This window comes from Polyangium fumosum, assembly GCF_005144585.1.
Taxonomy (GTDB): domain Bacteria; phylum Myxococcota_A; class Polyangia; order Polyangiales; family Polyangiaceae; genus Polyangium; species Polyangium fumosum.
Genome location: NZ_SSMQ01000007.1, coordinates 40,838 through 66,868, shown reverse-complemented (window position 1 = coordinate 66,868; position 26,031 = coordinate 40,838). Strand labels below are relative to the sequence as shown.

At 69.6% G+C, this 26,031-nt stretch carries 20 protein-coding genes; 12 read left to right on the top strand and 8 right to left on the bottom strand.

Going from position 1 to position 26,031, the window contains the following annotated elements:
* The first annotated feature begins 40 nt into the window (after positions 1-40).
* From E8A74_RS08940 to E8A74_RS08920, 5 genes are all read left to right on the top strand, one after another.
* Positions 41-934, top strand: a complete 894-nt coding sequence (locus E8A74_RS08940) for an alpha/beta hydrolase (protein ID WP_136928531.1) — start codon at positions 41-43, stop codon at positions 932-934.
* Between the two features lie 107 nt (positions 935-1,041).
* Positions 1,042-2,232 (top strand): PQQ-dependent sugar dehydrogenase, encoded by a 1,191-nt coding sequence (locus E8A74_RS08935; RefSeq protein WP_211365316.1) that lies wholly within the window; start codon positions 1,042-1,044, stop codon positions 2,230-2,232.
* Positions 2,233-2,292: 60 nt separating this feature from the next.
* Positions 2,293-2,979 carry a DNRLRE domain-containing protein gene (locus E8A74_RS54665; RefSeq protein ID WP_136928529.1) on the top strand — a complete coding sequence of 229 codons (687 nt, stop codon included), beginning with the start codon at positions 2,293-2,295 and terminating at the stop codon, positions 2,977-2,979.
* A complete protein-coding gene (locus tag E8A74_RS08925; protein WP_232379451.1) occupies positions 2,976-3,980 on the top strand; it encodes an ABC transporter ATP-binding protein in 1,005 nt (334 codons plus the stop codon). The genes E8A74_RS54665 and E8A74_RS08925 overlap by 4 nt, the downstream gene beginning before the upstream one ends.
* Positions 3,977-5,047 carry an ABC transporter ATP-binding protein gene (locus tag E8A74_RS08920; protein ID WP_136928527.1) on the top strand — a complete coding sequence of 357 codons (1,071 nt, stop codon included), beginning with the start codon at positions 3,977-3,979 and terminating at the stop codon, positions 5,045-5,047. The genes E8A74_RS08925 and E8A74_RS08920 overlap by 4 nt, the downstream gene beginning before the upstream one ends.
* 3 nt (positions 5,048-5,050) lie before the next feature.
* Here the strand turns inward: E8A74_RS08920 and E8A74_RS08915 are convergent, their stop codons facing one another.
* The 4 genes from E8A74_RS08915 to E8A74_RS08900 form a co-directional block, all read right to left on the bottom strand.
* Positions 5,051-7,339: an oxygen-binding di-iron domain-containing protein gene (locus tag E8A74_RS08915; protein WP_136928526.1), complete on the bottom strand. Its 2,289-nt coding sequence runs from the start codon at positions 7,337-7,339 to the stop codon at positions 5,051-5,053.
* Positions 7,340-7,603: 264 nt separating this feature from the next.
* Entirely contained in the window at positions 7,604-8,143 is a 540-nt protein-coding gene (locus tag E8A74_RS08910) for a hypothetical protein (RefSeq protein WP_136928525.1), read from the bottom strand.
* A 442-nt stretch (positions 8,144-8,585) separates the two neighbouring features.
* Positions 8,586-9,296 (bottom strand): hypothetical protein, encoded by a 711-nt coding sequence (locus E8A74_RS08905; RefSeq protein ID WP_136928524.1) that lies wholly within the window; start codon positions 9,294-9,296, stop codon positions 8,586-8,588.
* 69 nt (positions 9,297-9,365) lie between these two features.
* Positions 9,366-12,095, bottom strand: coding sequence for a serine/threonine-protein kinase (locus E8A74_RS08900; protein ID WP_170228976.1), 2,730 nt, complete (start codon positions 12,093-12,095; stop codon positions 9,366-9,368).
* Between the two features lie 159 nt (positions 12,096-12,254).
* Between E8A74_RS08900 and E8A74_RS08895 the strand changes: the two genes are divergently transcribed.
* The 3 genes from E8A74_RS08895 (at position 12,255) to E8A74_RS08885 (ending at position 15,858) form a co-directional block, all read left to right on the top strand.
* Positions 12,255-12,884, top strand: a complete 630-nt coding sequence (locus E8A74_RS08895) for an RNA polymerase sigma factor (RefSeq protein ID WP_170228975.1) — start codon at positions 12,255-12,257, stop codon at positions 12,882-12,884.
* A gap of 168 nt (positions 12,885-13,052) precedes the next feature.
* Positions 13,053-14,414: an argininosuccinate synthase gene (argG, locus tag E8A74_RS08890; RefSeq protein ID WP_136928521.1), complete on the top strand. Its 1,362-nt coding sequence runs from the start codon at positions 13,053-13,055 to the stop codon at positions 14,412-14,414.
* A 58-nt stretch (positions 14,415-14,472) separates the two neighbouring features.
* Positions 14,473-15,858 (top strand): serine/threonine protein kinase, encoded by a 1,386-nt coding sequence (locus E8A74_RS08885; RefSeq protein ID WP_136928520.1) that lies wholly within the window; start codon positions 14,473-14,475, stop codon positions 15,856-15,858.
* 30 nt (positions 15,859-15,888) lie between these two features.
* Here E8A74_RS08885 and E8A74_RS08880 read toward each other — a convergent pair whose 3' ends face one another.
* From E8A74_RS08880 to E8A74_RS08870, 3 genes are read right to left on the bottom strand one after another with little or no spacing between them, the layout of a single operon-like run.
* On the bottom strand, positions 15,889-16,293 hold the full coding sequence (locus tag E8A74_RS08880; RefSeq protein ID WP_136928519.1) for a SpoIIAA family protein: 405 nt from the start codon (positions 16,291-16,293) through the stop codon (positions 15,889-15,891).
* Between the two features lie 47 nt (positions 16,294-16,340).
* Positions 16,341-17,735: a flavin monoamine oxidase family protein gene (locus E8A74_RS08875; protein WP_136928518.1), complete on the bottom strand. Its 1,395-nt coding sequence runs from the start codon at positions 17,733-17,735 to the stop codon at positions 16,341-16,343.
* Positions 17,736-17,755: 20 nt separating this feature from the next.
* A complete protein-coding gene (locus E8A74_RS08870) occupies positions 17,756-18,955 on the bottom strand; it encodes an acetyl-CoA C-acetyltransferase (RefSeq protein WP_136928517.1) in 1,200 nt (399 codons plus the stop codon).
* A gap of 254 nt (positions 18,956-19,209) precedes the next feature.
* Here E8A74_RS08870 and E8A74_RS54660 point away from each other — a divergent pair, with 254 nt between their 5' ends.
* From E8A74_RS54660 to E8A74_RS08855, 4 genes are all read left to right on the top strand, one after another.
* Entirely contained in the window at positions 19,210-19,401 is a 192-nt protein-coding gene (locus tag E8A74_RS54660; RefSeq protein ID WP_232379450.1) for a hypothetical protein, read from the top strand.
* Between the two features lie 30 nt (positions 19,402-19,431).
* Complete coding sequence (locus E8A74_RS08865) at positions 19,432-20,634, top strand: response regulator (RefSeq protein WP_232379449.1); 1,203 nt, start codon at positions 19,432-19,434, stop codon at positions 20,632-20,634.
* Positions 20,619-21,587, top strand: a complete 969-nt coding sequence (locus tag E8A74_RS08860; protein ID WP_136928516.1) for a phosphate/phosphite/phosphonate ABC transporter substrate-binding protein — start codon at positions 20,619-20,621, stop codon at positions 21,585-21,587. The genes E8A74_RS08865 and E8A74_RS08860 overlap by 16 nt, the downstream gene beginning before the upstream one ends.
* A gap of 385 nt (positions 21,588-21,972) precedes the next feature.
* Positions 21,973-23,289: a sensor histidine kinase gene (locus tag E8A74_RS08855; RefSeq protein WP_136928515.1), complete on the top strand. Its 1,317-nt coding sequence runs from the start codon at positions 21,973-21,975 to the stop codon at positions 23,287-23,289.
* Between the two features lie 48 nt (positions 23,290-23,337).
* On the opposite strand, the gene E8A74_RS08850 is transcribed toward E8A74_RS08855, so the two are convergent.
* Entirely contained in the window at positions 23,338-25,974 is a 2,637-nt protein-coding gene (locus E8A74_RS08850) for a S8 family serine peptidase (protein WP_136928514.1), read from the bottom strand.
* Positions 25,975-26,031 lie beyond the last annotated feature (57 nt).

The following is a 26,031-nucleotide window of genomic DNA, read 5'->3' as shown; positions in this document are numbered from 1 at the left end:
CCGCGATTTCCCGCCCGTCTACGCTATCATGGGTTCGCCCATGAAGCGCCGCGCCCTGCCCTCGATCACGACGATCGTGCTCACGTTCGTCCTGCTCTTCGCCGCGTCCCCCGCAGGGGCCAAGGGCAAGAAGCCGCCGCCTTCGCCGCCGCTCGACGGCAAGACGATTGATTACGCGTGGGACGGCAAGGACGTCGGGCACCCGGAGCGAGCCTGGCTCGGGCGGGCGTTCGTGCATTCAACGGCCCTCGCGGACGCGAACGCCAAGCGTCCGCTCCTGGTCTTCATCCACGGCCTGAACACCGAGCGCATCAAGTATCGGTGGATGGGCGGCGGAAACGAGGGCGACGTGCGGCGCATCGTGGCCGGGCTCGTCGAGGCTGGGAAGATCCCGCCGGTGATCGTGGCCGCGCCGAGCTCGATCGTGCCCTCGGCCGTGACGAACGCCGTGACGAGCTGGCCCGCCTTTGATCTCGATCGGTTCGTCGACGAGACCGGGAAAGCGCTGGGCGGCACGGCGAGCATCGATTCGAGCCGCATCCTCGTCGCCGCGCACTCGGGCGGCGGGTGCAACGTGCGCGGCGGCATCGCGACCGCGATCCGGGGGAAAACGAAGGTGCACGCGGCGCTGTCGATCGACACGTGCATGCTGCCCGATATGGCCAAGGTGCTGGCGAGCGGCCGATCCGACATGCACGTGATCGTCTCGTGGCAGACGCTCTCGTGGGCGAAACGTCCATTCGGCGATTTTCGCGCGCTCTTCACGAAAGGCGTGGCCGAGAACCCCGCCGCGTCCGGGTTTCTGCGGGAGCTCGAGCACGTGCAGCCGCGTGAGCCCATGCCACACGACGCGATGGTGGGCTTGACGCTCGGTCGGTGGCTTCCGATTCTTCTTCCCACAGGGAACGGGCGTCCCCCGACCCCGTCGCCCTGATCCTTCGCGGAACGCTCGTCGCAGGCCTCCCGCTTGCAAGCGTTGCCCTCATGGCGCGCGCCTGCCCGCAAGGACCCCTCCTCAGAAGCTGGTACGGTCTCGCCGGGGTGGCGCTCGGGATGGTCCTCGGCGCGTTCGGGCTCGGATGCTCGACGAACGGCGCGCCGCGCGTCGACACGCGATGCACGCTCGTCCCCGGAGGGAACTCGGGGCCCGCCGGCGGCGCCGCCCTGAAAGCGGAGACTGTAGCGGACGGGCTCGAAGTGCCCTGGGGAATCGCCTTCCTGCCGAACGACGACATGCTCGTGACCGAGCGGCCCGGCCGCGTCCGGCTCGTGCATCAAGGCGGGCTCACGCCGCCCCTCCTCGTGCTGCCCGTGGTGCAGGAAGGGGAAGGCGGGCTCCTCGGCGTCGCCGTTGATCCGAAATTCGCGCAAAATCGGTATTTTTACATCTACGTGACGGTGCGCGGGCCGGACGGGCCCGAGAATCAAATCGAGCGATATCGGCTCGCCGACGACGGCGCGAGCGCGACGCGCGACAAGGTGCTCGTCGCGGGGATCCCCGCGGGGCGTTTCCACAATGGCGGGCGGCTGCGTTTCGGGCCCGACGGGATGCTGTATGCAGGGACGGGCGACGCGCAGCACCCGGATCTCGCGCGGGACCCGAGGAGCCTCGCCGGGAAGCTCTTGCGAATGACGCGCGACGGGGAGGTGCCCGGGGACAATCCATTCCGCAAGAGCCTCGTGTACCTGAGCGGCGTGCGCAACGTGCAGGCCTTTGCGTTTGCGCCGGGCGGCGAGGTGATCGTGGCGGATCACGGGCCGAGCGGGGAGATGGGCCGGGAGGGGCACGACGAGATCACGCGGGCCCGGGCCGGCGACGATCTCGGGTGGCCCACATATTACGGATGCGAAGTGGCGCTCGGCGTGACGGCGCCGTCCTTGGTGTTCGAGCAAGCGACGCCGCCGGGCGGGGCCGTGCTTTATCAGGGGGACGCGATTCGCGAATGGAGAGGGAGCCTGCTCGTGGCGACGCTCGGCTCGCAGCACCTGCACCGCGTGACGTTCGACAGGGAAGACCCGAAACGCGTCGAGCACCACGAAGTGTATTTTCAGGGCGAGGGGCCGACGGGGCTCGGGCGGCTCCGCGACGTGGTGACGGGGCCCGACGGAGCGCTCTACGTGACGACGAGCAATTGCGACGGCCGCGGCGATTGCCCTCGCGACAAGGACAAGATTTACCGGATTACCCGCTGGTCCCCGCGGCCCGCCCTGCCGCCTTCGCCCGAGGGCTGACGTCTTTTTCCTTCCGTGGTGGGAGCGGGCGGGCACTTTTGCTAGGGTCCCGGGGCCGCCGTGTGGATCGCTCGCCCGCCTTTCGCCGTGCTCCTCGCCGTTTCGTTGCTCGGCTGCGTGCAGCGCCCTCCCGGCCCGCCGCTCTGCGCCGCGGACGTGCCCTGCGCGGTCGAGGGAGACGCCTGCGTCGTCGGTCGCTGTCGGCCCAAAAAAGACTTGGTCGTGGCCGCGCTGGACGCGCGGCGCCTCGTGCTCTTCCCGGACGCCGTCGCGGTCGTCTCGTCGAAGGGGCCGAGCGGCGGCGGAGGCGCGCTTCCGGAGGCCGTCGCGCTCGGGCGAAGCGCGGCGGGGGATACGTCGCTCCTGCTCCACTTCGAGGTGCCCGTCGCCGAGGTCGGTGAGGTGTCGTCGGCGTTCCTCGTGCTGGAGACGGCGACCGCGTCCGAGCCGCCGACCCAGCCGGTGTCGCTCTCGATCGCGCGGATCCTCGATCCCTGGCGCGCCGATTTCGTCTCCTGGGGGCGGAGCCCGCGCCTCGACCTGGCCGAGACGGCGGGCTCCGTGGGCGTGACGTCGCCGAGCCCGGTGCGCTTCGACGTGACGCACGTGGTGCAGCGATGGGCGAAGCGGACCGGCGAGGAGCACGGGCTCGCGGTGATGGCCGATCCGAACGATCCGCGCGGGGTCACGTTTTCCCTCGGCGTGGTGGAGAAGCGGGGGCCGCGCCTCGAGGTCTACGTCCGGTGACGAGCCCGCCGCTGCTCTCGGTCCGCGATCTCGCTGTCTCGTTCGCGACCGCCGAGGGGACAAGCGTGAAGGCGCTCGACGGCGTCTCGTTCGACGTGCCGCAAGGCAAGACCGTGGGGCTCGTGGGCGAGTCGGGCTGCGGGAAGACCGTGACGGCGCTGTCGATCCTGCGGCTCTTGCCGACGCCGAGCGCGCGTATCGATCGCGGCGCGATCGTGTTTCAGGGCGAGGACCTGCTCACGCTGCCGGAGCGCGCGATGCGGCAGGTGCGCGGCGGCAAGATCGGGATGGTGTTCCAGGAGCCGCTGACGGCGCTCACGCCGGTCTACTCGGTGGGCGCGCAGATCATGGAGGCGATCCGCCTGCACGAGCGCATGTCCCGCAAGGAGGCGCGGGCACGCGCGCTCGCGCTGCTCCACCGCGTGGGGTTTCCCCGGCCCGACGAGCGCTTCGACAGCTACCCGCACGAGCTCAGCGGAGGCATGCGGCAGCGCGTGCTGCTCGCGATGGCGCTCGCCGCGCCGCCGCGCCTGCTCGTCGCGGACGAACCCACGAGCGCGCTCGACATGGCCTTGCGAGCGCAGATCATGGCGCTGCTCGCCGATCAAGCGCGCGAGCTCGGGATGAGCTTGCTCGTGATCACCCACGATCTGCCGTTCGTCGCGGAGATCGCGCACGAACTCGTGGTGCTCTACGCGGGGAAGGTGGTGGAGACGGGGCCGCCTTCGCGGGTGCTCGCGTCGCCGCGGCACCCGTACACGCAGGCGCTCGTGCGCAGCGTGCCGCCCGCGGGCTCGTTCCGGACGCGCGGGGAGAAACGGAAGGCGCTGCCGACGCTCGAAGGCTCGCTGCCGGATCCGCGGCGTTCGCCGGGCGGATGCGCGTTCGCGCCGCGTTGCCCCGAGGTGATGGATCGGTGCCGCGAGGAGGCGCCGCCGCTCTTCGAGGCCGAGGGCGGGCGCGACGTGGTCCGGTGTTTCCTGCAAGGAGGCGCGGCATGAGCGGCGGACCGGACAAACCTCGCTCGGGCAAACCGCTGCTCCAGGTCGAGAAGCTCTCGGTGCTCTACCCCGTGCGGCAGGGGTTCTTTCGCGCGCCGAAGTTCTTGCACGCGGTCGACGGCGTGAGCTTCTACATCCGGCCGGGCGAGACGCTGGGGCTCGTCGGCGAGTCGGGCTGCGGCAAGAGCACGCTCGGGCGCACGGTGCTGCGCCTCGTCGAGCCCACGCTCGGGCGCATCGTGTTCGACGGGCAAGACATCACGCGCCTCTCCGAGCGAGCGATCCGGCCGCTGCGCCGGCGCATGCAGATCGTCTTTCAAGACCCGTACTCGTCGCTGAACCCGCGCATGACGGTGCGCGAGATCGTCGGCGAAGGGATCGCGGCGCTTCGGCTCGCGAAGACCTCACGCGAGGCGAGCGAGACCGTGGAGGAGATGGTCGCGAAGGTCGGGCTCGGCCCCGAGGCGCTCGATCGGTACCCGAACGAGTTCTCGGGCGGGCAGCGGCAGCGCATCGCGATCGCGCGGGCTCTCGCGGTGCGGCCCGACTTCGTGGTCTGCGACGAGCCTACGAGCGCGCTCGACGTGTCGGTGCAGGCGCAGATCCTGAACCTGCTCGAGCGGCTGCAGGACGAGCTGTCCGTGAGCTACCTGTTCATCTCGCACGACCTGCGCGTGGTCGGCTACATGAGCCATCGCATCGCGGTGATGTACCTCGGCCGCATCGTGGAGATGGGGCCGGCGCGCGAGGTCGCCGAGCGGCGGCTGCATCCGTACACGCGGGCGCTCTTCGGAGCGCTGCCGCGCGAGGACGGCGATCCGCGGCCGCGGCGCGTGCTCTGGGGCGAACCGCCCGGCCCGCTCGAACCGCCGCGCGGGTGCGTGTTCCAGTCGCGTTGCCAGAAAGCCGAGAAGGGGCGTTGCGACGTCGAAGCGCCGGACCTCACGGAGATCGTGCCCGGCAGCCACCACCGCGTGGCGTGTTTTCACCCGGAAGCGAGCGAGCTCTTGGCGCCGCGACCGAGCGCGAGGCCCTCGATCCCCGCGAGCCCGCCGAGCGAGGGCTGAACCTCAGGCGCCGACGTGCTCCGACGACTCGGCGTCCTCGATGCGGATGTCGGGCGAGGGCAGCTCGAGCTCTTCACAGGCGAGGACCGCTTCGAGCTTGATCGGGTTCGCGATCGTGGGGGTTTGTCCGACCGTGAGGGCCTCGACGACGGCGCTGAGGGTCCAGCGTCCGAGCGACGAGAGGCGCACCTGGTCGCCGCTGACTTGCAGCGCGTCGCGCAGGTCCTCGTGCTGCTGGAGCAGCTCGTCGGCCTCGGGTCCGAGCACCATGCGGGCCGTGCGGACGACGCGGCGGAGCACGCTGTTCCAGGCCGTGATCGTCTCCTCGTCGGCGACGTCGTCGAGGATGTCGAGGCCGACGGGCAGGCGCGCGAGGCGCTCGATGTAGCGGTGGAGCAGCGGACCGCGCAGCAGGCGGCCGTGCTGCGGGGCGATGATCTCGACGGGCGGATCGAGGGCGCGGATGGTGTCCATCGCGCGGGTGAGGACGCGGTTCGTCGGCATGTACGTCTGGTGGAAGGCGCGGATGCCGGCCCAATCGCTCTCGTCGGCCCAGAGCCCGCGCGCCTCGATCGGCGTGAGCCCGCCGAAGAGATCTCCCGTGAAGAGCACGCGCGTCTCCGGATCGTAGAGCATCACGGCGCCGCGGAAGTGGCAGAACGGGCTCGGGACGGGGAGCATCATGTGGCCCGTGGGCACGTCGAAGCCGCGGGGAAAACGGGCCGTGTCGACGTAACGCTCGGGCGGCAGGTTGAAGTGCACGATGAGGCGCCACGTCGCCTCGGAGCAGACGATCGAGGCGCCGGGCGCGTAACGGGCCGAGATCACCGCGGCGCTCGATCCGACGTCCGGATCCTGGTGGTTGATGAACAACGCGGAGAGCTTGTTCATCCCGCCGATGAGCGTGCCGATCTTGGCCGAGACGACGGCGAAGTCGGAGCTCGATCCGGGGTCGACGAGCAGGTGGAACGGGCCTGCCTGTTCGAAGCCGGGCTTCGGGCGGAAGATGCGCAGGTAGGGGTTCGCGTGGAAGATGCTCTTCGGGTCGCGTTTGCCGACCCAGAACGTGTCCTTCGCGATCTCGATGGGCGAGACCACCTCGGGCCGATCGGTCTGCTGGGGCGGCGTGGGGCGCTGCGCGGCCGGGGGGCGCACGGCGGGCGAGAGGGGGCCGCTCGTGCCACGCGAGGGCGTGAGCTGGCCGAGGGAGGCCTCAGGCGCCAGCGGGGCGCGAGGCGCGAGGGCCGTCGCCGAGTCCGGCGGCGTGGGCAACGTGGGCGGCAGCGGGCGCTTCGCGTCGGCGATGGCGACGGTGACCGGCTCGGAGTTCGTCCCGACCCTCGGCTCCATCAGCGCTTTGCTGTGCAGGCGATGGGCTTCGGGCGTGATCCCGGGCGAGACACGTGTCGTGGGCTGCATCGCGTCGGTGACGGCGGCGCGCATCGAGGCGGCGTCCTGGAAGCGGTTCGCCTTGTCGAACTGGAGGGACCGATCGACGAGCTCGATCACGGCGCGGGGGAGGGTGGGTGCGACGAGCGCGAGCGAGCCGACGGGCTTCGTGGCGGCCATGATCAGGCTGCCGGTGAGGTTGCCGGCCTCGTGCACGAGGCAGCCGGAGAGGAGCGTGTACAGGGTCGCGCCGACGGCCCACAGGTCGCTCGTGGCGTCGACCTCGTTCCAGTCGCCGCGCGCCTGCTCGGGCGGCATGAAGCCCGGCGTGCCCATGGTCGTGCCGAAGCTCGTCATGATGCGGCCTTGCTCGACAGCGGCCTCGAGCGCGCGTGCGAGGCCAAAATCGAGGACCTTGATGGCGCCGGTCTGCGTGAGGAAGATGTTCTCGGGCTTGAGATCGCGGTGCAGGATGCGCTTTTCGTGGGCGGCGACGAGCACGTCGAGCACGGCGAGCGCGAGCGTGAGCACCTCGGGCGTGGGGAGCCTGCCGCCGCAGCGCTGGGCGATGCGGTCGTAGGTCTCGCCTTCGAGCAGCTCCATCACGAGGAAGGCGAGGCCATCGTCGGTCTCGTCGTCGTCGAGGATCCGGACGACGCAGGGGTGGCCGACGGCGTTCGCGGCATACCCCTCGTGGTGGAAACGGGCGCGGATCGCGGGCTCGGCGGCGAGGTCCGGGTGGAGGACTTTGACGGCCGCGCGGTTCTTGTTGCGGTGCGTGGCCGCGTAGACGGCTGCCATGCCGCCCACGCCGAGCAGCATATCGAGCCGCCACTTGCCCTTCAGAAGCGTGCCGATGCGGGCCTCGGCGCGCTCTCGATTCGCCCGTTCCACGGCGATCATGCGCTCGTTTCCACCAAGGGACCCTCCGCGTCCGGCATTGCGGAAAGCACCGGAGTCCAGTGAAAGCTAGGGTAGCACGGGCGTACGCGCCGGGCGAAACGATAACGAACGCAATGGCACGTCACACCATTGACGTTTCTCGTCAATGAGGAGCGCACAAATTGCGTCGAGGGGAGGACGACCTGGGGGCGCGTGTCGTCGGACCATGGATGGCAAACGCGCCCACCCCGTGACCGGAGGTGGGCGCGCGCGTGAGGGGTCCGATCAGGCCTGGGCCACCGTCTCGTCGTCTTCGCTCTCGTCGGCGGCGTCATCCGCGCTCGGCACGACGCCCGTCCCGAGCTGCGACAGGATCTGCGTGCGCCACGAGATCAACGTCTGCGCGCGGCGGCCCGCGGTCGAATCCGAGAGCCCGCTGAGCTTCACGATCTGCTTCGTGATCGCGTCCTGCGCGGGCGGCTTGTCGGAGAGGATCCCGGGGGCGATCGCGCCGATGATATCGCTGTCCTGGATCGACTTGCGGAACGCCTCGCGCTCCTCGGCGCTCCCGGCCGCGGCATTGCCGAGCGCCTTGCCGAGCTCGGTGGTCCCGAACCCGCCGCCCTCTTCCTCCGCGAGGAACCCGAGCACCCGAGCGGTGTGGAGTCCGTAGAGCACGTGGCGGGGGTTGATCCCGGTGCGGTCGGAGACGTCAGCCTTCGTTTTCGAGCCATCGGCGACCGCATCGATGATGCGGCGGACGTTTTCGAGGCTGTCTGCTTGCGGAATGTCTTTGCTTTCGAGGCGACGACGAGCGGTCGGCATGTTGAGGGGACGGAGTCTACATGCAGACCGGCGACCTTTCCGCCAAAAATTTGCCCGAACGTGTCGAGCGCGCGCGAAAGGGCCCCCGAGCCCCTGGAACCCCGTGACGAGCCTGCCTCCACGGGGGCATGATCGAAGTTTTTTGACGTCGTTGACGTGGTTTGGATTACGCCTGTCGCGGGGAAGCGAGGTCAGCGGAGGGCCGCATGGCTTCCGCGCACCCACGAGCAGACGAGAAGGGGCGAGACGCGCTGCGGCACCGTACGGACGAGCCCATCGAGGCCTCGTCGTGGGGTCGAGGTTGTCCTGTTGGAACCGCCGGCCCCACGAACCCGAGCGCGTGTCGATGCGTTGCTTGGAGGACCAAGGGGTCCGCGTCGGCGGGCGCGACGACCTCTTCCGCATGCGGCCGCTCGCCGGAGCGAGCGCTCGTGGAAGCGCTTCACAACACGAGCGCAGGCCCGTTCGTCCGCGTGATCGACTCGCCGCTGGAGAGGCGCAGGTCCCGCACGAACACCGCGTCCGTGTCCGCCGCGTCTTGCCCGAGCACCACCGTCGTGCCCGTCTCCGTTCGCACGACGACTTGATCGAGCGGCGCGAGGAAGCTCCGCGCTTCGCTCGCCGAGACCACGCGCAGCCACGGCGCCGTGTCAGCCCCGCGCTTCGCGATCCACGCCGCGATTGGCGTCGCGGGGAGAGCCGCCGGCAGGGCCGTGTAGACCCACGGCGCGTCGGCCGGCACGCGGAAGCTCGTCTCGGTAGAGCCCGACACGATCCGCACGAGCCCCTCCGAAGGCGCGAGCCGCAGCCGCACCGGCGGCTCGTTCGGCGTGCTGCTCGTCGTCGTGATCTCCGCGGCCACGATGCGACCCCGCGCATCGAGCGTCACGTCCTCGATCACCTGCCGTTCGGCCCCGCTCGCCAGCATGAGGCGCGTCTCGCCGTGCAGCTTCTCGGTGCCGTCCGGTCCGACCGAACGCGACGCTTGGCCCGTCGAACCACGCTTGCCGGCGAAGACGAACGTCGCCTCCGCGGCGCCGCGGGAGGGGCCCTTCGTGTCCCCCGCGCCCCCGGGTGCGTCGCATGCGGTCGTGAAGAGCGAAGCCGAGACGACGATCGACACGGCGGCAAACAGCATCTGCGAAATACGCATCAGGAAGGCCCTCCGTCGGTCCGTTCAGGGAGATCGACGTAGAGCCCAGGCGCGCGTGACGAAAAAAGTTCAGCGTGTACACCCGAGCCGTGTCGACCGCTCGCGCGCCTCGTCCGCCGTGACGCTCCGCGGCCGCGCGCGCCCCCATCGATCGAGCACCGTTCGGTACGACGCACACGCGCGGAGCGTGTCCCCCGACGCTTCGAGCGCTTGCCCGAGCCACAGATGCGCCCGCGTGTGCGCCATCGGAAAACTCAGCGCGGAGCAGCTCCCGGCCGCCTGCATCAGCCAGCGCTTCGCTTCGTCGAGCCGGCCGCCGAGCAGAAACGTCACGCCCGCCGACGCGCCCACCAGCGTGCCCGGTACATACGGCGGCAGCGGCCCGTGCTCCGCGAGCGCCGCGAGCGCGTCGCGCGCGTCCTCTGCCAGGATCGTCGTCGCCGCCCAGCCGTGCAGCCACAGATAACTGCGCGCAGCCGGCGTCACGCGGGCCGACCACTCCGCGAGCCACGCGCGCCGCCGCGACGCGAGGCCCTCGCGTGTGATCGCCCCGGCCCGCCGCGCCGTCACGAGCAACGCGGGCGTCGCGTCGTTCGAAAGGGCCGAGTCCTCCGCGTTCGGATCGGGCTCCCACGCGCCTTGACGATCGAGATACCCGATCGCGACCGCCCCGGCCTCCGCGTGTTTCCCCGACTCGAGCAAGAGCTCCGCGACCGCGCGCGCCGCGATTCCGTGATCGTTGCGCCGCGCGCTCCCCTCCGCCTTCCGCCCGAGGGCCTGCGCATGTTCGAGCGCCTCCTCGAAGTCGCCATAGAGCGCGGCCGTGCGCATCGCGCCCACGACGAGCACGCGGTTCCGCACGAGCTCCGCCGTTCCTTTGGGCAGCTCGTCCACTTGCTTGCCCGCGTGCCGCAGCGCTTCCTCCACCGTCGCGCTCGGCTCGCCCCGCGACGCGAGCGCGTCGGCGAGCAGCGGGTACGAGACGTGCGCCTGTGCGCCTCGGGCGATCATCTGCCGCGCGGTCGACTCCATCGCGGCGCATCGGCCCGCGTACCCTTCGAGCCGCGCGCGGTACGACAGGCACGCCATCGCGTCCGGCGCGACCTGCAGGCATCGATCGATGGCCTTCTGCGCCTCGTCGAAGCGACCGCGGTACGCCTCGAAGACGGCCAGCGAGCTGAGCGCGCGGGTGAACTGCGGATCGAGCTCGATCGCGCGCTGGAGGTGCTGGATGGCGGCCTGGAAGTCGTCGAAGTTGCCGCGGCCGAGCGCGAGGAAGTACCAGAGCTGCGCGTCGCCCGGATGGTCCTTGATCATCGCCCCGAGCCTGCGGCTCGCCTCGGCCCAGTCGGCGGGCTCGCGCTGCACGACCGGCTCGATCGCGTCGAGCAGCGCGCGGTCCCGCGGCGAGAGCGCGTCGCTCTTCGCCCGCGCTTGCCGAAAGCTCTCGCGCACGCCGTCGAGGTGCTGCGCCATCCCGATCGCCGCGTACTGCACGTGCGCCGAGGCGAGCCCCGGATCGAGCGTGATCGCGCGCTGAAAATCCGGCCCCCACGAGCCGCCGGCCCGGAACGCTTCGAGCCCCGCGCGGTACGCGGCGCGCGCCTCCTCGCTCCGTGACGACGAGCTTGGCAGATCCGTCGCGACCACGGGCGCATGCGCGTTCGTCGCAGCGAGAGCCGTGCTCGCCGGAGGTTGCGCCGAAGGCTCCGCGGCTCGCTCGGCGCCGCGGAGCCTCGCTGCACCGATCGCCGCCCCGAGCATCAAGAGCAGCACCCCGAGCGCCGCCGGGGCCAGGAAACGCTTCCTTCCCGGCTTCCCTTGCGCCTCGTGATCGAACTCCCGCGCGATCGCCCCGGCGTTCTCGTACCGCGCGTGCGGCTCCTTTTGCAGGCACCGCAGCGCCACGCGCTCGAGATCGGGATCGACGCCTGCGCGGATCGTCGACGGCGGCGTCGGCTCCGACCCTTCGATCGACGCGAGCACGGCGGCCGCGTTTTTTCCGACGAAGGGCCGCTTCCCCGTCAGCATCTCGTAGAGCATCACGCCGAACGAGAAGACGTCGCTCCGTGCGTCGACCGGCTTTCCCCCCGCTTGCTCGGGCGACATGTAGCTCGGCGTGCCGATGATCGCGCCGTCGGCCGTGGCCACCGAGACCGGATCGATCTCCACGTGGGTCGCCTTCGCCAGCCCGAAATCGAGCAGAGTGAGCCGCCCGTCGCCCTCGATCATCACGTTCTCGGGCTTGAGGTCGCGGTGCACGAGGCCGCGCCCGTGCGCCTTCGCGAGCGCGCGGGCGAGATCTTTCGCGACGCGCCGCGCCTCGTCCGGCGGCAGCGCCGGCGTGTCCTTTGGCCTCGCGTCGAGCCGCTCGCGCAGCGTCGATCCGCGCAGCCGCTCCATCGCGATGAACGCGCGGCCGCAATCCTCGCCGACGTCGTAGATCGCCACGACCCCTGCGTGCCCGAGCGCCGCGGCCGCGCGCGCCTCACGCAAGAGCCGACGCTTGCGCTCCTCGTCCTCCGACAGGAGCACCTTCAGCGCGACCTCGCGGCCGAGCGTGGGATCCGTCGCGGCGAACACGACGCCCATCCCGCCGCGGCCGATCTCCTCGCGGACCACGAAGCGCCCCACGCGCTCGCCGGGGCGCGGCAACGTCGCCGGCGCGCGGGGAGCTTCGCGAGAAGGGATTCGCGCGATCTTCGCCAGGAAGGGATCGGGCGTGATCGGCCCCTCGCCGTCCTCGGACGAGGACGACAGGGCAGCGTCGTCGTCTTCGTCGTCGACGTCCCGTCGCACGTCGCCCGTGCGTCCGGACAAGGGCTCGCCTGGCATGGACCGCCGCGAGCATACCATCCGGCAGCGCCGTTTCGCGCGGGAGAGCACTTCCCAAGCGACGGCCCGACGGGCAAGATGGATCGCCCGCGCAGAGCCCTCCGGGCTCGCGCCTCACCACGCATGGACGCGGACAAAAGGCGCACGATCGACGTAGACATTCGCCGCCTCGCCGAGGGCGGGGACATCGGCGCCGCCACGTCCGTCGCCCTGCGCGCCTACGGCCCCGAGATCTTCGAGTTCGTCGCGGCGCTCCACCGCAACGAGACCGACGCCTCCGAGGTATTCTCCCTTTTCGCCGAGAAGCTCTGGAAGAGCCTGCCGAGCTTTCGCTGGGACGCTTCCTTCCGCACCTGGGCGTACGCCGTGGCGCGCACGTCCTCCCTCGATTTCCGACGCGCGGAGAAACGCCGCGCCGCGCGGGTCGTCCCCTTGCCGGAGAGCTCCTCGCTCTCGGCGATCGAGGCCGAGGTCCGCACCGTCACGCGCTCCTACCTCCGCACCGAACGCCGCGATCGTTTCGCCGAGCTCCGGGCGCGCTTGCCGCCCGAGGAGCAAGAACTCCTCATGCTTCGCGTCGATCGGCAGCTCTCGTGGGACGACCTCGCGGTCGTGCTCCACGGCGAGGACGCGCCACCGCTCGGGGCGGACGAGCGGAAACGAGCGGCCGCGCGCCTGCGCAAGCGCTTCCAGCACCTCAAGGAAAAGCTCTACGAGATGGGGCGGCGCGAGGGGCTCGTCGGGGACGAGTAGAGCAGCGATTCACTCGCTGCTCTACGAGATCGCGCAGCGAACTCGCCTCGGGGGGTGAATCGGCCGGGCTCCGCCTGGCCGAGAGGGGGACGCGAGGCGGTCCCCCTCGGGACAGCAACAACAAAGGTCTTTCGCGGCGCGTCGTGGCCTGCTATCGCACGCGGCGAGATGAGCCGCATCTACCGCACCCTTCCTCCGTCGGGCACCGCGCTCGGCATTGCGTTCTCCGGGGGCCTCGACACGCGCACGGCCGTGGCCTGGCTCTCGCGCCAGGGCCTTCGCGTCCATTGTTATACCGCCGATCTCGGCCAGCCGGACGAGAAGACCCCGGCGGACATCCCGCCCGTCGCGATCTCGCACGGCGCTGAAAAGGCCCGGCTCGTCGATTGCCGCGAGTCCATGGCGCGCGAGGGCATCATCGCCCTCCAGTGCGGCGCGTTCCACCTCTCGACCGCGGGCCGCAAATACTTCAATACGACGCCCCTCGGCCGCGCCGTCACCTCGACGGCCATCGTTCGCGCCATGCGCGAGGAGGGCGTGCACGTCTTCGGCGACGGCAGCACGCACAAGGGCAACGACATCCAGCGGTTTTACCGTTATGGCGTGCTCGTCGATCCCGAGCTCAAAATCTACAAGCCCTGGCTCGACCAGAAGTTCGTCGACGCCTTCGGCGGCCGCACCGAGATGGCGCAGTACCTCGATTCGATCGGCATGCCGTACCCGATGGGCACCGAGAAGGCGTACAGCACCGACGCGAACGTCCTCGGCGCGACGCACGAGGCGAAGGACCTCGAGTTCCTCGACAAGGGCATGACGATCGTGAACCCGATCATGGGCGTGCCTTTCTGGCGCTCGGACGTGGCGATCGCCGAGGAGGAGATCACGGTCGAATACGCCGAGGGCGTGCCCGTCGCGCTGAACGGCGCTCGATTCTCGTCGTTGTTCGCGCTCATCGTCGCGGCGAACGAGATCGGTGGCCGGCATGGGCTCGGGATGAGTGATCAGATCGAGAATCGTGTCATCGGCGCGAAGAGTCGCGGCATTTACGAGGCGCCCGGCATGGCGCTGCTCCACATCGCCTACGAGCGCCTGCTCTCGGCCACGCACAACGAGGACACGACCGACCTCTACTGCACGCTCGGCCGCCGCCTCGGCCGCCTCCTCTACGAGGGCAAGTGGTACGACCCCGAGGCGATGATGCTGAAGGAGTCGCTCGCCCGCTGGGTCGCGACGCCGATCAGCGGCATCGTGCGCCTCTCGCTCCGCCGCGGCGACGATTACACGATCCTCGAGACCCGCGCCGAGAAGAGCGCGTATGCGCCCGAAAAACTCTCCATGGAGAAGACCGAGGCCGCGTTCACCCCCGAAGATCGCATCGGCGCTTTGGAGATCCAGAACCTCGCCGTCTCGGACAACCGCACGCTGCTGCTCCATTATGCCGAGCGTCTCGGCCGCCTCGCGGGCCCCTCGGCGTCGTCCTTCGGCGACGTCCTCGGCGAGGGCGAGGGCGAGCCGAAGCGCCTCTCCTGAGAGGCCACGGCGATCGCTTGTCGCCGCGCGGGGGCGTTGGTAGCGTCACCTGTCCGCCATGTTGCTCCCACGCCCCGCGCTCCTCCCCCCGGATACCATTTTTCACGGCCGTTATCGGGTGATCCGGGCGATCAAGTCCGGCGGCATGGGCACGGTCTACGAGGTCGTCGACGAGAGGACCTCGAGCCGGCGCGCCCTCAAGGTCATGCTCCCGAATCTCGTGACGAGCGAGCAGGGCCGCAAGCGCTTCGAGCTCGAAGCGCGGGCGACGGGCGCGATCGAGAGTGATCACATCGTCCGGATCCTCGACGTCGGCATCGATCCTGGCACCGAGCTGCCTTTCCTCGTGATGGAGCTGCTCCGCGGCCGTGACCTCGGCGCGCTCCTCGACCAGGGCGTTCGAATCGCCCTCGAAGACGTGCTCCGTTATCTCACCCAGACCGCGGTCGCCCTCGACAAGCTCCACGCCGCGGGCGTCGTCCACCGCGACCTCAAGCCGGAGAACATCTTCCTCTCGTGGCGCGACGACGGCACGCCCTGTATCAAGGTCCTCGATTTCGGGGTCGTGAAGACGGTGGATCCCGTCGTCGACGGCATCACGACCCGCGGCATCCTCGGCACGCCGCTTTATATGGCGCCCGAGCAGGTCGAGGCTGCGCAGGACGTGGGCCCGGCCGCCGATATTTATGCGCTCGGCCAGCTCGCCTATGAATTGCTCGTCGGCGAGCCGTACTGGGCCGAGGAGCTCGAGCGCGACGGCTCGCCGATCCTGCTCGCGGCCGACATCTCCGACGGGCCGCTAGAATCGCCGGAGGCGCGGGCGAAGCGCCGCAAGCGCGTGGATCTCCCTCCCGGGTTCGATGTCTGGTTCGCCGGCGTGACCGCGAAATCGGTGGCGGCGCGTTTTCCGCGGGCGAGCGTGGCCATCACGGCGCTCACGGACCTCGTGCGCGAGAGCGTGCGTGCGTTGCAGGAGCAAGTTTCATCCGCCAAACCCAAGGCGCCGGCTTCCGTTTCGCAGCCGGCTTCGCGCCCACAGCCGACTCCGTCCCCGGTGCGGGAGGTCGCGAAAAAGGGGTTTTTGGTCACGGTCGATGGTGCGACGAACGTGGTCCGCGTCGACGTGTGGGGGTTCTGGGACGTCGGAGACGGCAAGGGCTACTGGGAAGAGTTCGAGCGCAAGACGAAGCCGCTCCTCGGCAACCCCTGGTACGTCCTGGCAAATATCTCGAACTTCCCGCCGCAAAAGCCCGACGTGAGCGCGTTCGTCGAGAAGACGATGACCCACGCGCGGGAGAACGGCCTCGTGCGCGCGGCGAACCTCGTCAGCAGCGCGCTCGGGCGTATGCAGATTCAGAGGCTCTCGGTCGAGACGGGGTTGCCGCTGTATTCGTTTTTCACGACGGAGGCCGAGGCGTTGCGGTGGCTCCTCACGGGAAAATGAGCGTCGGGTCCTGACATTTCCGTGCAGCCCTCACGCGGCCTTCGTGTGCATCTCTCCGAGCCAGGCGCGTGCCTTGGCCTGTGTCTCGAAGAAGCGGTGGGCGATCTTCGCACCCGTGAGGGAGCTCGTGGCGCGAATGACGAGATCGAGCACCACGCGAACGGGGGCAGGCGCGCCCACGTACGCGACGAAATGCGGAGGGAGCTTTCGAGGCCGATCCCGCAGCTCGTGCCGTGATCCGTGGCTGAACCCGCCCGCGTCGGAGATGTCGCACAGGACGAAGAGCCGGCCCCGCGCGAGCAATCGTTCGTCCGTCAAACGCGCGAGCGCCGCCATCTCGCCGGGCAGGATCGGCCCGTGGAACTCCATCACGAGGAGATCACCAGGCTCGAATCGAACGTAGTGCCTGCCCACCCACGTCTCCTCGACGCTCATGGGCCGAGCGTGCCCGAACGTGGACGGGACGTCCAGTCAGGCTTTCGTCAGGAGGGGACGAAATGCTCCTCGTCTCGGCCCTCGAACCTCGCCCCCACCTCACCGGCCGCGCGCTCGCCCGATTCGAGCGCCCCCTCCATGTAGCCCGTCCATTCCGTCGCCGTCTCGGTGCCCGCCCAGTGGATTCGCCCCACCGGCTCGCGCAGCGCGCGCCCCACGCCGGTCATCGTGCCGGGCCCCATCACCCCGACGGGACAGCCGCGCGACCATGGCTCCGTCGACCAGTCGAATTCGACGTATTCGCTCGGCCGGAGCGCCCGCTCGCCGAACATGCGGCCGAGGCTCCCGAGCACCACCGCGCGCCGCTCCTCCAAGGGCCTCTCCGAGAAGACGCGCGCCTTTTGCCCCACGACGAACCCGAGGAGCGAATGCACCACGCCGTCATGCGAGCCATTGTCGAACACGACCGACATCGGCCCCGTGCTCGTCACGGCCTCCCCCGAGAGCCCCGCCTCGCGCCAGAAAGGCCGATCGTAGACCGCAATGCATTTCACCGTGGAGCCCATCGGCATCCGTTGCGTGAGCTGGTCGCGCACGACGGGCAGGAGCGGGCGAACTTCGATGCGACCCGCGAGCGCCGGAGGGACGGCCACGATCACGTACGGCGCCCGCACCACGACTTCGTCCGAGGTCACGACCACGCCGCGCCCGTCCTGCTCGATGCGCCGCGCCGGCGCGGCGAGCACGACCGCGTCCCCGAGCCGCGCGGCGAGCCGGATCGAGAGTTCCTGCGCGCTGCCCACGAAACGCCGCTCCTGCGCCCCGCCCTCGATTTCCACGAGGCGCATGAGGCCGCCGCCCGCGCGCAGGTACGCGAGGAAATACAGCATTGAAATCTCGCGCGGTTCGGCGCCGAAGACCACCCGCACTGCCGCGTCGAAGAGCTCGCGTACGTCGGCGCGCGGGAGAAGCTCGCGGGCGGCGGTTTCGAGCGTTGTTTCGTCCCACGCCGAAGCTTCGGCTGCGGCGAGCGGCCTTCCTTCGGGCAGCCGCGCCGCGAGCGCGTCGAGCTTGCGCAGCGCGAGGTGCAGCGCGACGAGCCCCGGCACGGGCAAGGAGGGAATGGTCCCCGCATACGTCGAGACGCGCCCGTCCCGCACCAGGATTTTCTGTCCGGAATGGTACGTTGGAAATGTCGCGACGCCGAGCTCGGCAGCGAGGCGCCCGAGGCGGCGTTGCCCCGCGCCGAGCCATTGCCCTCCGAGGTCGAGGACACGGCCCCCGATCTCCCGGCCCAGCGTGCGCCCGCCGACGCGATCCCGCGCTTCGAGCACGACGACGCGTTTTCCCATGCGAGCCAGCGCGTCCGCCGCCGAGAGGCCCGCGAGGCCGGCGCCGACAATGACGACGTCGGCCTCGCGTTCTTGGTTGAATGGGGCCATGGCCTCGCCGCTCCTCCCGATCAGATTCGTTCGAGGACGACCGCGATCCCTTGCCCGCCGCCGATGCAAGCGCTGCCCACGGCGATCTGCTTGCCCGTGCGGCGCAGCGTGTGGACGAGGTTCGCCGTGATGCGCGCGCCCGAGGCGCCGAGCGGGTGGCCGAGCGCGATGGCCCCGCCATTCAGGTTCGCCTTGTCGAGCGGGATCTTCAGCTCCTTCTGCACGGCGAGCCATTGCGGCGCGAACGCCTCGTTCACGTCGAAGAGGTCGACCGCGTCGAACGAGACGCCCGCGCGCTCGAGGGCCTTGGGAATGGCGGCTGCCGGGCCGATGCCCATGATCGAGGGGTCGACGCCCGCCGACGCCCATTGCAGGAGCCGCGCGAGCGGCGTCCAGCCCTTCTCGCGCGCCTTCTCGGCCGTGGTCACGACGAGCATGGCCGCGCCGTCGCAGATGCCGCTCGCGTTGCCGGCCGTGACCGTGCCGTCTTTCTTGAACACCGGCGCGAGCTTGGCGAGCGCCTCGGGCGTCGATTGCGGCCTCGCGTGCTCGTCCACCGCGAACGAGACCGGCGGCGCCCCGCGCTTGCCCGGCAGCTCGATCGGCGCGATCTCGTCCTTGAACGCGCCCGCCTCGTTCGCCGCGGCCCAGAGCTTCTGGCTGCGGAGCGCGTATTCGTCGCATTCGGCGCGCGAGATGCCGTACTTCGTGGCCAGGTTCTCGGCCGTGATGGCCATCGGCGAATTCACGTAGCTATCGGTGAGCGCGCTCCAGAGCGAATCTTCGAGCGCCGGGGCCTTGCCGAACGCGAAGCCCTCGCGCCCGCCGCGCAGCACGTGCGGCGCCTGCGACATGTTCTCGGTCCCGCCCGCGAGCACCACGTCGGCCTCATCGAGCAGGAGGAGCTGGGCCGCCTGCACGACCGCCTCGAAGCCCGAGCCGCACAGCCGGTTCACCGTGAGCGCCGGGACCTCGATGGGCACGCCTGCCTTGAGGCCCACGTGGCGTGCGCAGTAGATCGCGTCGGCGCTCGTCTGCATGACGTTGCCGACGACGACGTGCCCGACGTCGCCCGGCGCCGCGCCGGCCTGCGCGAGGGCCGCCTTCGCGGCGTGGGCCGCGAGATCGTTCGCCGAGACACCCTTGAGCGCGCCATTCATCGTCCCGAACGCGGTGCGCTTCGCGCCCACGATGACGATGTCCTTGCTGAGCTTGGCCATGTTTTCTCCGTGCATGTCCTGTTGAGGGCCGGGAGCATGCGACGGACCGTCGTGCCAAGCAAGTCCCCAGGCCCGACAAGCGCCCCGCTCGAACGCGAGCCATCTCGCCTTCGGGATCCGCGCCGCGAGGGAGCAGAGAACGGTGGGGGTCAAAGGAATCGGTCGCCTCGATTGAGAGAGGGGCGCATTTCGACGCGGGTCGTCGAACGGGATGCGAGCGTGGCGCGCTCCCGACGCGTGCGGGTACGTCCCACATGGATCGAGATCGATCGATTCCCGCCGTCCATGCGCAGGTTTTTTACGCATTGCTCGATGGACGCGGGCGGATTTCCGTGAGAGGTTGTGTCCAGGGGGCAAGCATGGACGCGATGCTAGCGAACAATCGCCGCATCCTCGTGGTGGATGACAGCGATGCCATTCACCGCGACTTCCTGGAAATTTTGTAACCTCGTCGGAGCTCATTCGAGCTCGATGCCATGGAAGCATCGATTTTCGGCGTCCGCGCCGCCGCGCCGCCCGTGCTGGATTTCGAGCTCGCCTTCGCCTCACAGGGCGCCGAGGCGCTGGAGAAGGTGCGGCAAGCCCGCGGCGTCGCCGCCCCTTATGCGCTCGCCTTCGTCGATATGCGGATGCCCCCGGGGTGGGACGGGCTGGAGACGCTGACGCATCTATGGGCCGCGGATCCGACCTTGCAGGCCGTCATTTGCTCGGCGTATTCGGACCATTCCTGGGCCGAGATCACGGAAAAGCTCGGCGTGACCGACCGCTTCTTGATCTTGAAAAAGCCCTTCGACCCGGTGGAGGTCCGTCAGATCGCCTGTGCGCTCACCGAGAAATGGAACCAGGCCGAGCGCTCCTCCTGCGCCGAGGTCGATCTGCGGCGGAGCGAGGCGAAGAACCGCGGCATCCTCACGGCCCTGCCCGACGCGCTGCTCGTCGTGGCGCGGGACGGCCTGTGCCGCGATTTCAAGCCCGCCCGCGGCGCCGCCGCGCCGATCCTCGTGTTCCGGCCGGGCGAGCCCATCTCCGCGGCGCTCGGGGACGCGCTCGGCGCGCAGATGGGAAGGTATGTGGAGCTCGCCATCGACACCGGGAACGCGCAGAGTTTCGAACTCCGGCAAGGGGAAAAGGGCGGGACACGCCATTTCGAGGCGCGCGTCGCAGGCATCGACGCCGACGAGGCGCTCGTGCTCCTGCGCGACGTTACCGAGGAGCGGCAGCGCGACGAGGCCATCGAACAGCAGCGCGCGCGGGAGGACGCCATGCGCGCGCAGAACGAGACGCTGCTCTCGATCTCCACGCCGCTCATCCCCATCACCGACGATATCGTGGTCATGCCCCTCGTCGGCGAGCTCGAGGCGTCGCGGTTGCAACAGGCGCAGGAGACGCTTTTGCAGGGGATCGTGGCGCGCGGAGCGCGTGTCGCCATTTTGGACGTGACGGGCGTGCCGCGCGTCACGCCCGTGGTCGCCGATGAGATCGTGCGTATGGCGCAGGGCGCGCGCCTGCTCGGCGCGGAGATCATGCTCACGGGGATCCGGCCCGACGTGGCGCAGACGCTCGTGGCCTTGGGGCAGGGATTTTCCGGGTTATCGACGCAACGGACGCTGCAGAGCGGCATTGCATTCGCCATGGGGCGCCGCCCGGGCGGGAGGGACGCGTCATGCGAGCGTACCTGAAATCGCTGGGCGTCTGGGGCTTTCTGGGGGCGCTCGTCGGGGCCACGGCGATCGGCGTCTTTTTGATCGAGCCCACGGACGCGCGCACACCCGAGCGCCCGGGCCTCGTGGCCGGCGCGGCGCCCGTGAAGGACGCGCGCCCGATGCGCATGGTGATGAGCGGGGCGTTCGTGTCGGAGTCCGGCGTCAACCTCTACGAGGAGATCGTGCAATATCTGGCCCGGAAAAACGGGATCACGATCGAGGTCACGACGGGCCTCGCCTACAGCACCATCAACAGCATGCTGCAGACGGGCGCCGTGGAGCTCGGCTTCATCTGTGGATTTCCCTATACCATGCTGCGCGACGAGCCCACCCCGCGCGCCGAGCTTGTTGGCGCGCCCATCATGACGTACCCTCGTTATGGGGGGCGGCCCGTGTACTTCGCGGATCTCGTGGTGCGGAACGAGAGCCCCTACCATTCGCTGGACGATCTCCGGGGCCGCACCTTGGTGTACAATGACGAGCGATCGCACACCGGGTACAACGCGCCCCGTCATCGCCTGATCGAGCGCGGCTTCGCGAGCGGTTTTTTCAGCAAGATCGTGCGCTCCGGCTCGCACGAGGAGTCGATCCGCATGGTGGCCACGGGCGAGGCGGACGCGAGCTGGGTGGACAGCCTGGTGCTCGATTACGATCGCGAAAAGCGCATCGGCCGCGCGGGCGAGGTGCGGGTCCTCGAGAGCCTGGGTCCCATGACCGTGAGCCCGGTCGTGGTCTCGCCGGATCTGCCGGCGGAGCTCCGCGCCGCGCTCCAGCGGACGCTCCTCGGCATGCACCAGGAGCCGGAGGGGAAGCGGCTGCTCGACGCGGCATTCATTGCGCGGTTCGTGAAGGTCGAGGACGCCGCGTACGATGACCACCGCTTGATGAAGATCACCGCCGAGAAGGCGGGGATCGCGGCGATCCGATGAGCTCGCCGCCTCGCGCGAGCATGCCCAGCCTCGTCCGGTCCTTCGTGGTGCTCGTCGCCGTGAGCGTGGCCTTGCAGCTCGCCTCGCTGATAGCGGTGCATGAGATCGGCCGCCGCACCGAGCAAAGCCGCCTCTTGCTTTCGGCCTCCGACGCCACGCGGGATCTCCTGGATCGCTACGCGAGCACGACGTACCTCGCGGTCGTGGGGCTCTCCACGTCCGACTGGGAGCTTTTGCTCCGGCAGCGAAAGCTGGCCAAGGAATTCGAAGCGCAGCTCTCGAAGAATTTTGCGGCGCTGCGGCAGGGGGAAAGGCGCATATCGGCGGCGCGGAGGTCTCGCTCGTCGCCGAGGACGATCCGGCGACGAAGGAGCGGCTCGCCGCCATGGAGCCTTTATGGGCCGAGGTGCGGACGAGCGCCGTGCGTGTGCTCCGCTCGGACAACCAATCGCTCAGGAACAACCCCGATATCGAGCGATTCCAGACGGCGTCGCAGCGACTCGCGGAGGCGCTCGTCACACTCGACGCGGACATCCGCCAGCGCGCCGGGCCCGATCTGCGCTGGCTCGGGCAGGCGCAGCGGGCGTTGCCGGTGGGGACCGTGGCCCTGATGCTCTTGCTCGGCGCCTTCGTTTACCGGCGTATTCTCCTGCCCTTCGACGCATCGATGAAGGACCTCGCGCGGAGCGAGGGCGCATTGCGCGTGGCGCGCGACGAGCTCGAACGGCGGGTGGAGGAGCGCACGGCGGAGCTCTCGGCGGCGAACGCCGAGCTCGAACGGCAGGAGCAAGCGCTCCGGCGGTCCAACGAGGAGCTCGAACGGCGGGTGGAGGAGCGCACGGCGGAGCTCCGCGAGGCGCAGCAGCGCTCGCTCGAACTCGCGCGGCAGGCGGGCATGACGGAGATCGCCTCCAACGTTCTGCACAATGTGGGCAATATGCTGAACAACCTGAACACCGCGAGCGCGATGCTCGCGGAGCGGCTGCGGGCGCTGCGGGTCGATCCCCTTCTCAAGGCGGCCGAGATGCTGGAGGCGCAGAAGGCGGACCTGGCCGGGTTTTTCTCGAATGACGAGCGCGGGCGCAGGCTGCCGGAGTATTTCGGGAAGCTCGGCCAGAACCTCGCGGCCGAGCGGACGGAGCTGCTCTCCTTGGTGGGCGCGCTCGAGGGGCACGTGGCGCATATCCGCGCGGTCGTCGATTTCCAGCAGAGTTATGCCACGGTGACGAACCTGGACGAGTCGGTGGATCTCGCGGCGGTCCTGGAGGACGCGCTGCGCATGGCCGTACCGAGCAGCGGGCGCAGCGGAGTGATCATCGATCGGGGGCTCTCGCCTTTGCCACGGGCGCTCTGCGACAAGCACAAGGTGCTGCAGATCGTCCTGAACCTCCTCGGCAATGCAAAATGGGCGCTCGGCGAGCGCGGGGGCGAGGACAAGCGCCTCGGGGTGCGGCTCGCGCGGCCGGCGGAGGACCGGGTGCGCATTCAGATCATCGATAATGGCGTGGGGATCGACGCCGCCTTGCTCACGAGGATCTTCCAGCACGGGTTCACGACGCGGAGAGGCGGCCACGGCTTCGGGCTGCACGCCTCGGCGCTTGTGGCCCGCGCCATGGGCGGGACCCTCGTCGCGGAGAGCGAGGGTCCGGGCCGCGGGGCGACGTTCACGCTGGAGTTTCCATTTCGACCTGCGGAGGCGTGACGTCGGCTTCGACGAGGTGGGGGGCGGGAGCCCCCCACGGGCCGAGATTCAGGGCCGCTCGACCTTGAACGACGGCGACGTCCAGGTCTCCCAGTGCGCCGGGTTGTTCGCGTCGCCGAGCGCCTTCAGCACGCTCATCTTCATCACGTAATTGCCATTCGGCACCGTGACCACCTTCTTGCCGACCGTGGTGGTCCCATTCCAGGCGAACGAATACGTGCCTGTCGGATCCGCATTGCGGCCGACGTACGTGTACGTGTAGGCGGTGCCCCAGGGCTTCTGGAGGCCCGCGGCCTCGACGATGTCGACCTTCACCGACGTCACCTGGTGCTCGAGGTGCACCGTGACGTTCGGCACGTTGGTCGACCCCGACATCGTGAAGACGGCGCCCCCATTTTCCTTGTTGTAGGTCGGCGGATTGGTCGAATTGTTCTGTCGCGACAACCAGGGGAAGCCCTGCGCCGTCGGGACGAGCGCGACGATCGATTGGTAGTCCCCCTTGAGGCCGATGTACGGCACGCGCAGCGTCGCATTGCCGCCCGTCTGCGCGAACTGGACGAAGCCGCCGAACACGCCCCGGTCGGCGAGGTTCGGGTTTGGCGTGATCGTCACGTCCACCGTCGCCGTGCCGTGCGCCGGGACCGTCACGCTTTGCGCGCTCAACGTCGCGCTCGGCGGCACGGTCGGCTGCGAGAGCGCCTGCGGCGTGCCGTACGTGCCCACCGTGGAGACGCCCGGCTGGTGCGAGACGTCGTACGTGATGGGCTCGTTGGTGTCGTTCTTCAGCGTGATCGTGTGCGTCGTGGGCTCCGTCGTCTCACCGATCGCAATGCGGCTCGGCCACACGCTGGACTTCGTGAGCGCGGCCTGGTCGACGCGGATGAGGCCCGCGCCCTGCCGATGCGCGCTGTCGAGGATGCCCTGCGTCGGATCGATGCCCCAGAGGAGCGGCTGCGCCGTGTTCTGGAGCCGGGCGCGAATCGCCTCGAAATTCGTCTCGCCCGTCGCCTCGATGAGCAGCGCAATCGAGCCCGCCGTGTGCGGCGAGGCCATCGACGTGCCGCTCTGCGAGGTGAACCCGCCGAGCTCCAGCGGATACGTCGAATAAATCGACCCGCCCGGCGACGTGAGGTCGGGCTTGAACGAGAGGTCCGGCCCCGCGCCCCACGAGCTGAACGACGAAATGCGCCCGCCGAGGCTGTTCGGCGAGGTGACCGTGTCGTCCGTCCACGTCAAGGACACCGCGCCCGAGGCCATGCGCTGGGCGATGAGGTCGCCGTCCGCCATCGTGATTCCGACGACCGGGACCCCCACGGGCGTCGTCCCTGCCGGCGAGCCCGTGGGAATCGTGACGCCGGGGACGAGCGCGCCGGCCGCATTGTTGTACACGACGACCGCCGCGGCGCCCGCGGCCTGCGCATTCTTCGATTTCTCGAAGAACGTGCAGCCGCCGCGCTTGATGAGCGCCACCTTGCCCATGAGGCTTCCTGCCGCCGGCGGATTCACGTTGCACGCGTCCGTGGCGATCGTATTTGGTGTCGCCGTGGCCACCAGGGGCAACGTGCCCGTGAACGGCGCGAAAGGCACGCCCGTGCCCGCGTTGTACCCGATGGCCTTGCCATCCGGCGTGATGGCAAACGAGGGCTGTGCGATATGCGTGTTCTCGGCGGAGGCCGAGGCAATGACGTTCGTCCCGACGCCGGGCGCGCCCGTGGCCCAGACGCCGCGGTCGCCATTGTTGCCGCCCGAGCAGGAGACGATGGTGCCGCTCATCGAGAGGTTCGACGCCGCGACGGCCGTTGGATACTGCGGCCATTGATAGCCGGAGCCGATGCTCATGTTGACGACACGCATGCCGTCCTGCTGCGCACGCTCCATCGCCTGGATCATGATGTCCGGGTTCGTCGACCCCGCGCAGCCGAACACGCGATACGCGCCGAGCGTGACGTTCGGCGCGACGCCGACGATCCCGCCGTTCGCGCCGACGATGCCGGCGACGTGCGTGCCGTGCCCGCCGCAATCGTCCGGATCCGCGTCGGGAATGGCATACGCCCCCGCGACACCCGCTTGGAACCCGTCGCCGACGAAATCGTAGCCGTACTGGACCCGGCACCCCGGACCGAAGCACCCGTTGCCGAGATCGGGGTGATCGTAATCGACGCCGCTGTCGATGATGCCGACGCGGATCTTCTCGCCCGTGAGCCCGAGCTGGTTCCGCGCGACGTCGACGCCCGTCATGGCGATCGCCGTCGCCATGTCCATCTGCGCGCCGCCGCTGTCGTCCGGCGTGTCTTCCTGCTGGATCGGGATCACGGGCCACACCGACTTGACGCCGGGAATCCGCGCGAGGTCCGCGACGTGCTCGGGCGCGACCCGGATCGAAAGCCCGTTCCACAGCCGGTGGAACGAGAGCCGCTCGGTGAACGGGATGCCCCGCTTCTCGGCCTCGGCCTTGAAGACGACCTTTTGCTGGAGGAGCAACGACTCCGACCCGCCGCGCAAGAGCGGCGCCTCTTCGAGCTCCACGAACCAGAACGCGGGGGTCTCGTTCTGCTCCGGCGTGACGACCGACGAGGGATCGTACGCATCCCCGTTCTCGAACGCCTGCTCGCCGTCGGGCTCTCCGCCGCAAGCCGCGAGCAAGGAGGGCAATGCAAGTAGGTGAATCCAGCGAAAGCGCCTCATGTGTTACCTCTTCGGCCGCCGCGTTTGGGGCCCTTTCCAGACAAGTGCCCCCGCCGC

What these genes read in the sequence shown, in the direction of transcription:
- E8A74_RS08920 (WP_136928527.1), top strand. Translation starts at nt 3,977, where the DNA reads ATGAGCGGCGGACCGGACAAACCTCGCTCGGGCAAACCGCTGCTCCAG.
- E8A74_RS08940 (WP_136928531.1), top strand. Translation starts at nt 41, where the DNA reads ATGAAGCGCCGCGCCCTGCCCTCGATCACGACGATCGTGCTCACGTTC.
- E8A74_RS08855 (WP_136928515.1), top strand. Translation starts at nt 21,973, where the DNA reads ATGGAGCCTTTATGGGCCGAGGTGCGGACGAGCGCCGTGCGTGTGCTC.
- E8A74_RS08865 (WP_232379449.1), top strand. Translation starts at nt 19,432, where the DNA reads ATGGAAGCATCGATTTTCGGCGTCCGCGCCGCCGCGCCGCCCGTGCTG.
- E8A74_RS08850 (WP_136928514.1), bottom strand. Translation starts at nt 25,974, where the DNA reads ATGAGGCGCTTTCGCTGGATTCACCTACTTGCATTGCCCTCCTTGCTC.
- E8A74_RS08880 (WP_136928519.1), bottom strand. Translation starts at nt 16,293, where the DNA reads ATGAGCGTCGAGGAGACGTGGGTGGGCAGGCACTACGTTCGATTCGAG.
- E8A74_RS08910 (WP_136928525.1), bottom strand. Translation starts at nt 8,143, where the DNA reads ATGCCGACCGCTCGTCGTCGCCTCGAAAGCAAAGACATTCCGCAAGCA.
- E8A74_RS08915 (WP_136928526.1), bottom strand. Translation starts at nt 7,339, where the DNA reads ATGATCGCCGTGGAACGGGCGAATCGAGAGCGCGCCGAGGCCCGCATC.
- E8A74_RS08905 (WP_136928524.1), bottom strand. Translation starts at nt 9,296, where the DNA reads ATGCGTATTTCGCAGATGCTGTTTGCCGCCGTGTCGATCGTCGTCTCG.
- E8A74_RS08875 (WP_136928518.1), bottom strand. Translation starts at nt 17,735, where the DNA reads ATGGCCCCATTCAACCAAGAACGCGAGGCCGACGTCGTCATTGTCGGC.
- E8A74_RS54660 (WP_232379450.1), top strand. Translation starts at nt 19,210, where the DNA reads ATGGATCGAGATCGATCGATTCCCGCCGTCCATGCGCAGGTTTTTTAC.
- argG (WP_136928521.1), top strand. Translation starts at nt 13,053, where the DNA reads ATGAGCCGCATCTACCGCACCCTTCCTCCGTCGGGCACCGCGCTCGGC.
- E8A74_RS08860 (WP_136928516.1), top strand. Translation starts at nt 20,619, where the DNA reads ATGCGAGCGTACCTGAAATCGCTGGGCGTCTGGGGCTTTCTGGGGGCG.
- E8A74_RS08895 (WP_170228975.1), top strand. Translation starts at nt 12,255, where the DNA reads ATGGACGCGGACAAAAGGCGCACGATCGACGTAGACATTCGCCGCCTC.
- E8A74_RS08885 (WP_136928520.1), top strand. Translation starts at nt 14,473, where the DNA reads ATGTTGCTCCCACGCCCCGCGCTCCTCCCCCCGGATACCATTTTTCAC.
- E8A74_RS08870 (WP_136928517.1), bottom strand. Translation starts at nt 18,955, where the DNA reads ATGGCCAAGCTCAGCAAGGACATCGTCATCGTGGGCGCGAAGCGCACC.